A 12,491-nucleotide genomic window follows, 5' to 3' on the forward strand; every position below is an offset into this window, starting at 1 on the left:
GCGATACAGAAACAGAAGGAAACCACCATGGCCACCACACGCGGGTCCGCCCGCCCCTACTGGGTCGCACTGCGTTACATGATCGTCGCCACGATCGTGCTGGGCATCGCCTACCCCGTCGCGATCCTCGGCATCGGCCAGCTCGCGCTGCCGGCCCAGGCCAACGGCTCCGTCGTCACGGTCGACGGGCAGCCCGTCGGCTCGTCCCTGATCGGCCAGTCGTTCGCCGACGACGACGGCAACGCCCTGCCCGAGTGGTTCCAGTCGCGGCCCTCCGCGGCCGGCTACGACGGCGCCGCCTCGGTCGGGTCGAACTACGGCCCCGAGAACTCGGACTTCATCGCCGAGATCGAGGCCCGGAAGGCTGCGATCTCCGAGAGCGACGGGGTCTCCCCCGACGCCATCCCGGTCGACGCGCTGACCACCTCGGGCTCGGGCCTCGACCCGCACATCAGCCCCGACTACGCCTACGAGCAGGTCGCCCGGGTAGCCGAGGCACGCAAGCTCCCCGAGACCGATGTGAAGGGCCTGGTCGACGCGTTCGTGCAGGGCCGCGACCTCGGCTACCTGGGCGAGCCCACGGTCAACGTGCTGCAGCTGAACGTCGCGCTGTCGCAGCTGGCCGGCTGAGGCAGGGTCACGACGCGGATGGACGGGCGATGAAGCAGGGACGGCTCCGAGTGCTGCTCGGGGCCGCTCCCGGCGTGGGCAAGACCTACGCCATGCTCGAGGAGGGCCGGCGGCTCCGCTCGCAGGGCAAGGACGTGGTCGTGGCTGTCGTCGAGACCCACGGCCGCGCCGCCACCAAGGCGATGACGCTCGGCTTCGAGATCATCCCGCGCACCCCGGTCTCGTACCGGGGCGTCGAGCTGGCCGAGATGGATCTGGATGCCGTGCTCGCCCGCGCGCCCCAGATCGCGCTGGTCGACGAGCTCGCCCACACCAACGCGCCGGGCCTCGCCCACGAGAAGCGCTGGCGCGACGTCGAGACCCTGCTGGATGCGGGCATCGACGTGATCTCGACCGTCAACATCCAGCACATCGAGTCGCTCAACGACGTCGTGCAGCAGATCACCGGGGTGCCCCAGCGCGAGACGATCCCGGATGCGGTGCTCCGCGAGGCCGACCAGATCGAGGTCGTCGACCTGGCCCCGCAGGCGCTGCGCGACCGGCTCTCGGAGGGCGTGGTCTATCCGGCCGCGCGGATCGACGCGGCGCTGTCGAACTACTTCCGGCTCGGCAACCTGACCGCCCTGCGCGAACTCGCACTGCTCTGGCTGGCCGACGAGGTCGACTCGTCACTGCAGAAGTACCGCGCCGAGCACGGCATCGGCCAGAAGTGGGAGGCCCGCGAACGGGTCGTCGTCGCCCTGACCGGCGGCCCGGAGGGCGAGACGCTCCTCCGCCGCGGATCCCGGATCGCCGCCCGCTCGGCCGGCGGCCAGCTGCTCGCGGTGCACGTCACGAGCCAGGACGGGCTCCGTCAGGCCGACCCGGGCGCCCTCGCGGCGCAGCGCTCGCTGGTCGAGAGCCTCGGCGGCAGCTTCCACCAGGTCGTCGGCAGCGACATCCCGGAGGCCCTGGTGCAGTTCGCCAAGGCGTCCAACGCCACCCAGCTCGTGATCGGGGTGAGCCGCCGCAGCCGGCTCGCTGCGGTGTTCACCGGGCCCGGGATCGGGGCCACGGTCATCCGCGAGTCGGGCGACATCGACGTGCACATCGTCAACCACGCCGCCGCGGGCGGCACCCGCTTCTCGCTGCCGCACCCGCACGGGTCGCTCACCGTGCGCCGGCGGGTCTACGGCTTCATCCTCGCCGTGATCGGCGGGCCGCTGCTGACCTGGCTGCTCACCCAGTTCCGGAGCGACGACTCGATCACCTCGGACGTGCTCGGCTACCAGCTGCTCGTGGTCGTGGTCGCGCTGGTCGGCGGCATCTGGCCGGCGCTGTTCGCCGCCGTTCTTTCGGGCGTGACGCTCGACTTCTTCTTCGTCGACCCGCTCTACACGGTGACCGTCGACGAACCACTGCACCTGCTTGCGCTGCTGCTCTACATCGTGATCGCGGTGCTGGTGTCGATCGTGGTCGACCAGGCGGCTCGGCGGTCGCGCGCGGCCAGGCGCTCGGCGGCCGAGTCGGAGCTGATCGCCGGGGTCGCCGGCGAGGTGCTGCGAGGGCAGGACGCCTTGCAGGCCTTCGTGACCCGCACCCGGGAGGCCTTCGGGCTGACCGGCGTGCGGCTGCTCGTAGGCGACCGGGTGCTCGCGAGCGACGGCGAGCCAGCCGGGGCGGGAGCCGGGTCGGATGCGGTGGGCGGGCCGGATGCGGACGGTGCGGCGGCCACGCCGGGCAAGACCTCCCGCGACGGGTCCGTCGACCGCGTGCCCGTCGACGACGAGGCGACGCTCGAGCTGAGCGGCCCCGCCCTGCAGTCCTCCGACCGCCGCCTGCTCGCCGTCATCGTCACGCAGCTCGCCTCGGCGCTCGAGCACGCCGACCTCGAGGAGACCGCCCGGGTGATGGCTCCGCTCGCGGCCGCCGACCGGGTGCGCAGCGCCCTGCTCGCCGCCGTCGGGCACGACCTCCGCCGGCCGCTCGCCGGGGCGACCGCCGCCGTGACCGGGCTGCGCGCATCCGGTTCGCAGCTCTCACCGGGCGACCGCGACGAACTGCTCGACACCGCCGAGACCTCGCTCAAGCAGCTCACCGACCTGCTGACAAACCTGCTCGACGTGAGCCGCGTGCAGGCCGGCGCCCTCGCGGTCACGCTGGAGCCGGTCGATCTCGTCGACCTCGTGCCCACCGCGCTCGAGGAGCTCGCGGTCGGGCCCGACGAGGTCGACCTCGACCTGCCGCCGGACCTCCCGCGCCTCGAGGCCGACCCCGGGCTGCTCGAGCGGGTGATCGTGAACCTGCTCTCGAACGCGCTGAAGTACTCCCCCGAGGGTGAGAAGGTCGTCGTCGCGGCGTCGGCGTTCCAGGACACCGTGCAGATCCGGGTGATCGATCGCGGGCCGGGCGTTCCGGCCGATCGGCGGGAGGACATCTTCGTGCCCTTCCAGCGCCTCGGCGACACCGACAACACCACGGGCCTCGGCCTCGGGCTCGCCCTGTCGAAGGGCTTCGTGGAGGGCATGGACGGCACGCTCGAGTTCGAGGAGACGCCGCGCGGCGGCTCGACGATGGTGGTCACGCTCCGGGCGGTGGCGTCGTGAGGATCCTGATCGCCGACGACGACCCGCAGATGCTGCGGGCGCTTCGGGTCACGCTCGGCGCCCAGGGGCACGAGATCCTGACCGCCGCCGACGGGAGGCAGACCGTCGCGGCCGCGTCGACGCATCCGCCCGACCTGCTGATCCTCGACCTCGGGATGCCGCAGCTGGACGGGATGGAGGTGATCCGCACGGTGCGCGGCTACTCGCAGCTGCCCATCCTCGTCGTCTCTGGGCGGACGGATGCGGCCGACAAGGTCGACGCGCTCGACGCCGGCGCCGACGACTACGTCACGAAGCCGTTCGCGATCGACGAGCTGCTCGCCCGGGTACGTGCGCTGACCCGCCGGTCGCCGGTCGCGGTGAGCCGCCCGGTCGTCACGATGAGCGGCGTGACCGTCGACCTGATCGCGCACGCGGTGACCCGCGAAGGGCAGCGGAACGCCGTCCGGCTGACGCCGACGGAGTGGAAGATCCTCGAGCTGTTGGTGCGGAACCCGCACCGCCTGCTCACTCACGCCGACCTCTTCACCGAGATCTGGGGCACGGCGAACGTGCACGAGACCGGGTACCTGCGGCTGTACATCGGACAGCTGCGGAAGAAGCTCGAGCCGGATCCTTCGCGGCCCCGGCACATCCTGACCGAGACGGGGCTGGGCTACCGCTTCGAGCCGGACGCCTGACCCGTGCGGGCGGTCGAGCTGTTCGCGCCGTTCGCGCCGTTTGCGCCGTTCGTCTTGGCGGCCGCCGGCTCGCCGGGCTCCTGCACGAGCGCCGGCATCCGCCGGTCGAGCAGCGTCAGCAGGGCCGCGATGCCGATCGCGATCAGCAGGATGACCGCCGAGTTGCGCACCGAGTCGCTGAACCCGATCAGGTCGACGTCGAGGAACGGGTACGGGTACCAACCGGTGAGCGCGCCGCGCACGAAGGTGAGCACGAGCCAGGCGAGCGGCCAGATGAAGGCCAGCAGGAGCACGCGCCGGCCCATCCGGGGCCGCGGGCCGAAGATCAGCCAGCCGACCAGGGTGGCCCAGGGCGAGATGTAGTGGAAGCCGATGGTCGCGGCGAGAGCCCAGCCCTCCGGATGCACGAGCTGCGCGAGCACGAAGTCGTAGACGAGGCCGGTGATGATGATGCCGAGCATCGCATCCAGGCGCAGCACCCGCCAGAGCGTGCCGTCGCGGTGGATGCTGACCGCGAGCGCGATCGAGGTGCCGAGCACGAACAGGTTGCTCTGGATCGTGAAGTAGCTGAACAGGTTGAACAGGCGTTCGCCGAGGCTCTGCTGGTCGGTGGGCTGGAACGAGTTCACGTCTTGACCGTTCGTGAACACGAGCACCAGCTGGATGATCAGGGCCGCGCCCACCACGACGGCGATGCCGCCGAACCAGATCCGCGCCGCGCGCACCCGCCCGGCCGTCGTGCGGCCGCTCGTCTCCCCCACCATGATCCACCCCGTTCCGCGGACCCCCGTGGCCGCGGGAACAGGATAGCGGGCGGCGGCCCGGCCGCGCCCGGCTGACGATCACGATGCGGCAACACCGGAGCGGGTGCGTGCGCGAGTGGCGGGGGGAGGTGTTGAGTGGAAGGGATCGAGAAAGGGAGCGTGCGTGACGACGGAAGCCGCAGACACCACCCCGGGGCAGTCCGTGTGGGCTGCCCTCAACGCCCTCCGGGACGCCGAGGTGCAGCAGCGCAAGCAGGTCAGCGCGATGACCGGCCTGAGCGACAACGATCAGGAGGCACTGCGCCTCATCGTCGACGCCGAGCTGAACGGCACCCCGCTGGGGCCGAAGGATCTGGCGCGCGGGCTCGCGCTCAGCAGCGCATCCGTGACCGTGCTGATGGACCGCCTCGAGAAACGCGGGCTCGCGCGACGGGCCTCCAACAGCGCCGATCGGCGCGCGCTGCTCGTGGTGCCGACCGACACGGGTATCGCCCTGTCGAAGGCCGTCAACGCCACGAGCGCGGGTCACACCGAGGTGCTGGGTACGGTGACGGCCGAGGAGGCCGCCGTGATCACGGGGTTCCTGGGCCGCCTCAGCGAGGCGATCTACGACGCGCCGATCCCTGAGGACTAGGCGGAGGTTCGTTCCTCGCCCGATCCCCTTCGACTGATCGGACGCCCGAGGACTAGGCGGTCGCTGCCGCCGGCACGTTCCGCGCCTCGATGGGGCCACGCGACCGGCCTTCGAGGTAGGCGAGCAGCGCCGAGGCGACCATCAGCTCCTCCGCGAGGCCGACGACCTGTGCGAGGGTGGCCCGATTGGATGCCGCGCGCGGCTCGAAGATGATCTCCCAGCGCGGGTCGTACGGGCCGATCGGCTGCAGGTAGAACTCGGTCGAGGCGTTCTTGAAGCGCATCACGATGAGCCCGGTGTCTTCGCCCGCGCCGCCGTCGTGCCGGAGGACGTCGAGCTCGCCCAGCACGGTGTGGCCCTGCTCGAGGAACTCCTTCACCCAGCCCTCGAGGGTCTCTTTACTGCGAAACGGCACGTCGGCTCCTCCTCTTCCTGACCCATGATCCCACGAGTCGCGAGGTCAGGAGGGGGCTTGCGCCGTGGCGTCGTCCCGCAACGAGTGGATCATGCTCTCGAGCAGCGCGAACCCTGCCCGCCGCTCGCCCTCGGAGAGCCCGCCGAGCATCCGCACCTCGACCGACCGCACCGCCGCGCTCGCCTTCGCGCGCATCCGGAGCCCTGCCGGAGTCAGCCGCGTCGGCAGCACCTTGCCCACCCGATCCTCTTCGGGGCGGATGACGAGACCGTCGCGCTCGAGCCCCTGCAGCAGTACGTTCATCGACTGCCGCGTGACGAACGCGCCCCGCGCGAGCTCGGAGTTCGACAGCCCGGGCCGCTGCGCCAGCAGTTCGAGGCAGGAGTACTGCGTCACCGTCAGCCCTAGCGGGCGGAGCGCGGCCTCCATCGCGGAGCGCAGCGCGCTCGAGGCCTCCTTCAGCAGGTAGCCGAGCGAGGTCCCGAGGTCGATGCCGTCTCCGTCTTGACTCATGTCAGTATTCTGACATATCGTTGTCTGTGTCAGAAAACTGACATACACGAAGGAGAACACATGCCCGCCACCGGCCCCGATTTCATCTCCCTGCAGGTCCGCGACCTCGACTCCTCGCAGGCGTTCTACGAGCAGTACCTCGGCCTGGTCCGGTCGCAGGCCGGCCCGCCGCACGCCGTCGTCTTCGAGACGACCCCGATCGCGTTCGCCTTGCGCGACATCGTGCCCGGCACCGACCTCGATACGGTGTCGCAGCCGGGTATCGGCGCCGCGATCTGGTTGCACGCGACCGACGTGCAGGCGATCCACGACGCGCTCGTCGCCGACGGCCGCACGATCACGGCCGAGCCGATCGACGGGCCGTTCGGGCGCACGTTCACGTTCGCCGATCCGGACGGGTACCGGATCACGCTGCACGACCGGGCCTGAGGAGGGTCAGGGCCGCCAGGCCTGAGGCCGGGGTACGGCCCGGCCGGGCGGCGGGCCGGGCCTGACGCGGGGCAAAGCCCGCTCGGGCGGCGGGCCGGGCCGTCCGGTAAACTGGAGGCTGGTGTGCCGGGAAGCCTGGTCGGCGGATGATCCACGGGGGTCGTTCTATCCGCTTCGCCGACCCGCCATCCCTCGCGCTGGCAGCTAGGAGACCGCATGGCCTTCATCCGATCCGAGCGCGTCGCCGCGTTCCTCCTCCTCATCGCCGCCGCCCTCGGCCTGGTGCTCGCCAACACGGCGCTCGGGCCCGGCCTGATGGCGCTCCAGGATGCCGACCTCGCGATCCCGGGCACCCCGCTCGACCTGTCGGTCGGCCACTGGATCAGCGACGGCCTGCTCGCCGTGTTCTTCTTCATCGTCGCGGTCGAGCTGAAGAACGAGTTCGCGGTGGGGCAGCTCGACACCATCGGGAAGGCCGTGCGGCCGGCGATCGCCGCGCTCGGCGGCGTGATCGTGCCGGCGCTGATCTATCTCGCGGTGACCGCGGGATCCGGGTACGAGGGCGGCTGGCCCATCCCGACCGCCACCGACATCGCCTTCGCGCTCGGGGTGCTCGCGGTGTTCGGCAAGGGCATCCCGTCGCGGCTGCGGATCTTCATCCTGGCGCTCGCGATCCTCGACGACATCGTCGCCATCCTGATCATCGCCGTGTTCTTCACCGCCGACCCGAACCTGCTGTTCATCGCGCTGGCCGCGGTCGGGGTGGTGGCGTTCGCGCTGCTGAGCAAGCTGCTCGGCAGCCGGTACCGCGTGCTGGTCGCGGTGCTGATGGTCGCCGTGGCGGTCGTGACCTGGTCGCTCACCTACCTCTCGGGCGTGCACGCCACGATCGCCGGGGTCGCGCTCGGGCTCGTCATGGTGCGGAAGCCGGCGATGCACCTTCGACACCGGCTCGAGCCGGTGAGCAACGGGGTGATCCTGCCGCTGTTCGCGTTCTCGGCTGCGCTCGTGGCGATTCCACAGGTGTCGCCGACGGAGCTCGCGGCGCCGTTCTGGGGCATCCTGATCGCGTTGCCCGTGGGCAAGCTGATCGGCATCTCGCTCGGCGGCTGGCTCTCGAGCTTCATCGGGCCGCGCGACCGGCGGCCGCACCTGACATTGCACGGGCTGCTCGCCGCGGGTGCGCTCGGCGGGGTGGGGTTCACGGTGTCGCTGCTGATGAACGAGCTCGCGTTCGCGTCGCAGCCCGAGGTCGCCGACGAGGGCACGCTCGCGGTGCTGCTCGGCTCCAGCATCTCGATCGTGGTCGCGGCGATCGTAGTCTCGCGGCTCGCGGCGTACTACAAGCGGCTGCGCCTGCTGCGGCTCGAGGCCGAGCGCCGCGTGGCGGGCGCCTGAGCCGGATCACGCTGCACGAACGGGCTGAAGATCGTGGCTATGCGTGCACTGTGCACGTCTGAGTGCGATCCTCAGCCCGTTCGAACAAGCGGCGCCCGCGCGGTGCTGCACGAACGGACTGCTGTGAGCGTCTATACGTGCACAGTGCACGTATGAGCGCGCTCAGCAGCCCGTTCGAACAAAGAGCGACCGGCGCGCTCGGCCGGCGGCGCGCATCCGGCCCGTCGGCGTGCGGGAGAATGGGGTGTGGACCTCCGCTGGCTGACCGCCCCCGACGCCGATGTGGCCGCGGCCCTCGTGACCGCCCGACGCGGCTCGCGGCCCCGGTGGGTGCCGAACCGGCGCCGCATCCTCGTGCACGTGAACCAGTGCCTGCTGCTCTGGTACGTCTGCATCGTGCTGATGACGTACGGCATCCAGGTGGACGAGTTCCAGCACAACGACATCGTGCCCGAGAACGTGCCAGGCATGCTGGTGACCGGGCTGATCTTCGTGGTCTGGGCCGCGGGAAGCGTGCTGCTGTGGCGCTGGTCGATGAGGCCGCCGGGGTCGCGTGCCCGGATCCTGCAGGGCCGGCAGGAGCTCACCGCCCTGGCCAACGGCTTCGAGCCGGAGCCCAAGAGTTACTCGACCTTCCCGACCCTGCTGTCGGCGGCGGGCCGCATCCGCGAGTTCCCGCGCTTCTCGGCGCCGGGCGTCGAGTTCGGCACGCTGCTCGCCGGCACCCGGCGCGCACGCGGGTGGCGCTACCTGGCGGTGAAGCTGCCGGCGCCGCTGCCGCACCTGATCCTGGATGCGGCGCCCCACGACGGTCTCGACGGCGACCTCCCCCAGGGGGTCGACCAGGGGCAGCGGTTCTCGCTCGAGGGGGACTTCGACCGGTGGTTCCGGGTGTACACGCCGGCCGGGTACGGCAAGGACGCCCTCTACGTGCTGACACCGGACGTGATGGCCGACCTCCTCGACCACGCGCGCGGCTTCAACGTCGAGATCCTCGACGACACGATCGTCTTCTTCACCGAGCCCGCCGCCGACTACTCCCAAGCCGAAGCGTGGGAGCGCGTCGACGCCCTCCTCACGACCGTCGTCGCCCGCATCGCCACGAGCGCCGGCCGCTACCTCGACGTGCGCGTGCCCGGCCAGGACACCTCCCGGCTGCTCGACCGCCTCACCGCCGAGCGCGAGCGCCCCGGCATCCCGTACCTGCCGCCCGCGCCGCGAATCGGCTCGGACGGCCGTCGGCTCGAGATGCACGCGGGGCGCCGGGCGGCGCGCTGGCTGATCGGGGCGATCGGCTGGTACACGCTGCTGTTCGTGCTCTACTTCGTGCCGGCCGTCTTCGCCTTCGCCGGCTTCATGTCCATCGTCGACGGGCGCTGAGCCTCGGGCTGGAGGCTGGGGGCTAGCGGAACAGCGAGAAGACGTCGAGCGCGTCGAAGACCAGGCCGATCTTCTCCCACCACCGCAGTCTCTTGTGACCGCCCAGGGGTTCGAGACCCTCGACGGACTTGCGCCGGGCCACCGCCGCCGCCCACCGTCCCCGCGCGCGCTCGGCCGTCCGGCCGACCCGCTCCCCCGCACCGCTCATGGCTCCACTGTGGCCGACCCCGGCTGTCCGCCGGCTTGGAACCGGCTCGACGCCAACTGTGAGGTGCCGAGGCTCGCCCCCAGCCAGGCGGTCAGCGGGGCAGGAGGGCGGCCGCCAGGAAGGGGGCCGTGACGCTCGCGGCCACGGTCGCGACCTCGCGCGGGGTGCCCTCGGCCATGATCTGGCCGCCGGCGTCGCCCGCACCCGGGCCGAGGTCGATCACCCAGTCGGCCTGCGCCACGACCCGCATGTCGTGCTCGACCATGATGACCGTGTTGCCGCCGTCGACCAGGCGCTGCAGGTGCTCGAGCAGACGGTCGGTGTCGGCCGGATGCAGCCCTGAGGTCGGCTCGTCGAGCAGGTAGAGCGTGTCGCCGCGCTGCACGCGGCGGAGCTCCGAGGCGAGCTTCACTCGCTGCGCCTCACCGCCCGACAGCTCGGTGGCCGGCTGCCCGAGGGCGACGTAGCCGAGCCCGACGTCGAGCAGCGCATCCAGGTGCCGCACCGCCTCGGGGTCGTCGGCGAAGAGGTCGCGTGCCCGGGTGACGCTCAGGCCGAGCACGTCGGCGATGGTCTGACCCTCGAACCGGATCTCGAGCGTCTCGGCGTTGTACCGCGCACCGTGACAGGTGCTGCAGGGCGCGTGCACCGTCGGCAGGAACAGCAGCTCGACCTCCATCGTGCCCTCGCCCTTGCAGGTCGGGCACCGCCCGCTCGGCAGGTTGAACGAGAAGCGGCTCGCCGAGTACCGGCGGCTCCGCGCCTCGGGCGTCGCCGCGAACAACGAGCGGATGCGGTCGAACAGCCCGGTGTACGTCGCCACGTTCGAGCGCGGCGTGCGCCCGATCGGTTTCTGGCTGACCTGCACGACCCGGCGCAGACGGTCGGCCGGCCCCGAGGCACGCCCCGCCGTCGCCACGGACGCCGGCGTGAGCAGCAGAGCGTCGGCAGGCGCATCCGCTGCCGTCGGCTCGGCGTTCTCCTTCTCGTCCCGCGCGTCGACCTCGCTGGCGAGGCTGGCGCGCAGCAGGTCGGGCACCGCCTGGTTGACGAGCGTCGACTTGCCCGAACCCGAGACGCCGGTGACCGCCGTCAGAGAGCCCAGCGGGAACGACACCGACAGCCCCGTGAGGTTGTTGCGGGTCACGTCGGTGAGCTCCAGCCGCGCTTCGGCGACGCGAGGGGTGGATGAACGGGGTTGCGCCTCCGCAGAGGGATCCCCGTCGCCGTCACCGAACAGGTACCGCCGCGTCACCGACTCCTCGGCGCCGCGAAGCCCCTCGAGCTCGCCCGAGTAGACGACCCGCCCACCCGTCGCTCCGGGGCCGGGCCCGATGTCGACGATCCAGTCGGCCTCGCGGATGACGTCGAGCGAGTGCTCGACGAAGAACACGGTGTTCCCGCTGTCGCGCAGCCGGCGCAGGATGCCGAGCAGCGCTGTCGTGTCGGCCGGGTGCAGCCCCGCCGACGGCTCGTCGAGCACGAACACCACACCGAACAGCTGCGAGAGCACCTGCGTGGCCAGCCGCATCCGCTGCAGTTCGCCCGAGGAGAGCGTGATCGTGGTGCGGTCGAGCGACAGGTAGCCGAGGCCGAGGTCGGTGATCGGCGACAGCCGGGCGAGCAGCTCGGCGACCAGCCGCTGGGCGGCCAGTCGCTTCTCGGGCGCGAGCGGGCCCGCGCCGAGCGGCTCCCACCCCGGCTCCAGCGCGACCGCCATCAACTCCGCGACCTCGTCGAGCGGCATCCCCGCGACATCCGTGATCGCGCGCCCTTCGAAGGTCACGGCCAGGGCCTCGGGCTTGAGCCGCCGGCCGCCGCACGCCGGGCAGAGCACGCTGCGCATGAAGGACGACGCGCGCTCGCGCATCCGGGCGCTCTTGGAGTTGGCGAAGGTGTCGAGCACGTACCGCCGCACCCCGAGGAAGGTGCTCATGTACCGCGGCGAACGGCCGGCAGCCACCGCCTTGCGCACCTCGGCCGGCGAGCGGTCGGTGAAGATGGGCACCTGCGGCGACTCGTCGGTGAACAGCGCCCAGGTGCGCTGCTCCTCGGGCAGGTCGCGCCAGGGCACGTCGATGTCGTACCCGAGCGAGATCAGGCTGTCGCGCAGCTGCTTGCCGTGCCAGGCGGTAGGCCAGGCGGCGAGGGCGCCGTTACGGATGCTCAGCGAGTCGTCGGGCACCATCAGCTCGAGCGGCACGTCGAACACGCGGCCGATGCCGTGGCAGGTGGGGCAGGCGCCCTGCACGGTGTTGGGCGAGAAGTCTTCGGCGTAGAGCATCGGGGCTCCGGGCGGATACGTGCCCACCCGCGAGTAGAGCATGCGCACCACGCTGGAGATCGTGGTGGCGCTGCCGACGGTCGAGCGCGCGCTGCCTCCCGTGCGCTGCTGCGGCAGGGCCACCGCCGGCGGCAGACCTTCGATGGAGTCGACGTCGGCCACACCGACCTGGTCGATCAGGCGGCGGGCGTAGGGGGCGACCGACTCGAAGTACCGGCGCTGGGCCTCGGCGTAGAGCGTGCCGAAAGCCAGCGAGCTCTTGCCCGATCCCGAGACGCCGGTGAAGGCCACGAGGGCGTCGCGGGGCAGATCGACGTCGACGTTCTGCAGGTTGTGCTCGCGGGCGCCGCGCACCTCGACGAGATCGAAGGGGGTTCCGGGCTTTCGGGCAGGGCTGGCGTCGTGTGGGGTCATTACCTCCAGTCTGGCCCCAGCTACCGACACTGCACCGCGCGGCCCTGATCGGCGCTGGCCGGACCCGGATTCGCCCCGGTCGGTCACGTCAGTTCGACAATCGTCGGGATTACGGATGGATGTGCCCCTTCCGAGGGACACGGGACGCATCCGTGGG

The 12,491-nt window shown here is 71.5% G+C and carries 12 protein-coding genes; 7 read left to right on the plus strand and 5 right to left on the minus strand.

Annotated elements, in window-relative coordinates:
• Positions 1-27 precede the first annotated feature (27 nt).
• From kdpC to HSO01S_RS03275, 3 genes are read left to right on the plus strand one after another with little or no spacing between them, the layout of a single operon-like run.
• The gene (gene kdpC / locus HSO01S_RS03265) at positions 28-630 is read left to right on the plus strand and encodes a potassium-transporting ATPase subunit KdpC (RefSeq protein ID WP_066039166.1); all 603 of its coding nucleotides are present in this window, start codon (positions 28-30) and stop codon (positions 628-630) included.
• A gap of 29 nt (positions 631-659) precedes the next feature.
• The gene (locus HSO01S_RS03270) at positions 660-3,215 is read left to right on the plus strand and encodes a DUF4118 domain-containing protein (RefSeq protein WP_066039167.1); all 2,556 of its coding nucleotides are present in this window, start codon (positions 660-662) and stop codon (positions 3,213-3,215) included.
• Positions 3,212-3,895 carry a response regulator gene (locus tag HSO01S_RS03275; RefSeq protein ID WP_066039168.1) on the plus strand — a complete coding sequence of 228 codons (684 nt, stop codon included), beginning with the start codon at positions 3,212-3,214 and terminating at the stop codon, positions 3,893-3,895. Before HSO01S_RS03270 ends, HSO01S_RS03275 begins: the two co-directional genes overlap by 4 nt.
• Here the strand turns inward: HSO01S_RS03275 and HSO01S_RS03280 are convergent.
• Positions 3,871-4,659 carry a Pr6Pr family membrane protein gene (locus HSO01S_RS03280; RefSeq protein WP_169799917.1) on the minus strand — a complete coding sequence of 263 codons (789 nt, stop codon included), beginning with the start codon at positions 4,657-4,659 and terminating at the stop codon, positions 3,871-3,873. The genes HSO01S_RS03275 and HSO01S_RS03280 overlap by 25 nt on opposite strands.
• 163 nt (positions 4,660-4,822) lie before the next feature.
• Between HSO01S_RS03280 and HSO01S_RS03285 the strand changes: the two genes are divergently transcribed.
• A complete protein-coding gene (locus tag HSO01S_RS03285) occupies positions 4,823-5,293 on the plus strand; it encodes a MarR family winged helix-turn-helix transcriptional regulator (RefSeq protein WP_066039169.1) in 471 nt (156 codons plus the stop codon).
• A 52-nt stretch (positions 5,294-5,345) separates the two neighbouring features.
• Here HSO01S_RS03285 and HSO01S_RS03290 read toward each other — a convergent pair whose 3' ends face one another.
• Both HSO01S_RS03290 and HSO01S_RS03295 read right to left on the minus strand, forming a co-directional pair.
• A complete protein-coding gene (locus tag HSO01S_RS03290) occupies positions 5,346-5,708 on the minus strand; it encodes a hypothetical protein (RefSeq protein ID WP_157078872.1) in 363 nt (120 codons plus the stop codon).
• A gap of 45 nt (positions 5,709-5,753) precedes the next feature.
• A complete protein-coding gene (locus HSO01S_RS03295; protein ID WP_066039171.1) occupies positions 5,754-6,221 on the minus strand; it encodes a MarR family winged helix-turn-helix transcriptional regulator in 468 nt (155 codons plus the stop codon).
• Between the two features lie 60 nt (positions 6,222-6,281).
• Here HSO01S_RS03295 and HSO01S_RS03300 point away from each other — a divergent pair, with 60 nt between their 5' ends.
• From HSO01S_RS03300 to HSO01S_RS03310, 3 genes are all read left to right on the plus strand, one after another.
• Positions 6,282-6,650 carry a VOC family protein gene (locus HSO01S_RS03300; protein ID WP_066039172.1) on the plus strand — a complete coding sequence of 123 codons (369 nt, stop codon included), beginning with the start codon at positions 6,282-6,284 and terminating at the stop codon, positions 6,648-6,650.
• A gap of 216 nt (positions 6,651-6,866) precedes the next feature.
• Positions 6,867-8,048 (plus strand): Na+/H+ antiporter NhaA, encoded by a 1,182-nt coding sequence (locus HSO01S_RS03305; protein WP_066039173.1) that lies wholly within the window; start codon positions 6,867-6,869, stop codon positions 8,046-8,048.
• A gap of 246 nt (positions 8,049-8,294) precedes the next feature.
• Positions 8,295-9,428, plus strand: coding sequence for a hypothetical protein (locus HSO01S_RS03310; RefSeq protein WP_066039174.1), 1,134 nt, complete (start codon positions 8,295-8,297; stop codon positions 9,426-9,428).
• A 22-nt stretch (positions 9,429-9,450) separates the two neighbouring features.
• Here HSO01S_RS03310 and HSO01S_RS03315 read toward each other — a convergent pair whose 3' ends face one another.
• Together HSO01S_RS03315 and HSO01S_RS03320 are read right to left on the minus strand one after the other, a co-directional pair.
• Positions 9,451-9,636 carry a hypothetical protein gene (locus tag HSO01S_RS03315; RefSeq protein WP_066039175.1) on the minus strand — a complete coding sequence of 62 codons (186 nt, stop codon included), beginning with the start codon at positions 9,634-9,636 and terminating at the stop codon, positions 9,451-9,453.
• A 91-nt stretch (positions 9,637-9,727) separates the two neighbouring features.
• Positions 9,728-12,334, minus strand: coding sequence for an excinuclease ABC subunit UvrA (locus HSO01S_RS03320; RefSeq protein WP_066039176.1), 2,607 nt, complete (start codon positions 12,332-12,334; stop codon positions 9,728-9,730).
• Between the last annotated feature and the right edge of the window lie 157 nt (positions 12,335-12,491).

This window comes from Herbiconiux solani NBRC 106740, assembly GCF_001571005.1.
In the GTDB taxonomy this organism is placed as follows: domain Bacteria; phylum Actinomycetota; class Actinomycetes; order Actinomycetales; family Microbacteriaceae; genus Herbiconiux; species Herbiconiux solani.

What these genes read in the sequence shown, in the direction of transcription:
- kdpC (WP_066039166.1), top strand. Translation starts at nt 28, where the DNA reads ATGGCCACCACACGCGGGTCCGCCCGCCCCTACTGGGTCGCACTGCGT.
- HSO01S_RS03270 (WP_066039167.1), top strand. Translation starts at nt 660, where the DNA reads ATGAAGCAGGGACGGCTCCGAGTGCTGCTCGGGGCCGCTCCCGGCGTG.
- HSO01S_RS03280 (WP_169799917.1), bottom strand. Translation starts at nt 4,659, where the DNA reads ATGGTGGGGGAGACGAGCGGCCGCACGACGGCCGGGCGGGTGCGCGCG.
- HSO01S_RS03295 (WP_066039171.1), bottom strand. Translation starts at nt 6,221, where the DNA reads ATGAGTCAAGACGGAGACGGCATCGACCTCGGGACCTCGCTCGGCTAC.
- HSO01S_RS03300 (WP_066039172.1), top strand. Translation starts at nt 6,282, where the DNA reads ATGCCCGCCACCGGCCCCGATTTCATCTCCCTGCAGGTCCGCGACCTC.
- HSO01S_RS03305 (WP_066039173.1), top strand. Translation starts at nt 6,867, where the DNA reads ATGGCCTTCATCCGATCCGAGCGCGTCGCCGCGTTCCTCCTCCTCATC.
- HSO01S_RS03315 (WP_066039175.1), bottom strand. Translation starts at nt 9,636, where the DNA reads ATGAGCGGTGCGGGGGAGCGGGTCGGCCGGACGGCCGAGCGCGCGCGG.
- HSO01S_RS03320 (WP_066039176.1), bottom strand. Translation starts at nt 12,334, where the DNA reads ATGACCCCACACGACGCCAGCCCTGCCCGAAAGCCCGGAACCCCCTTC.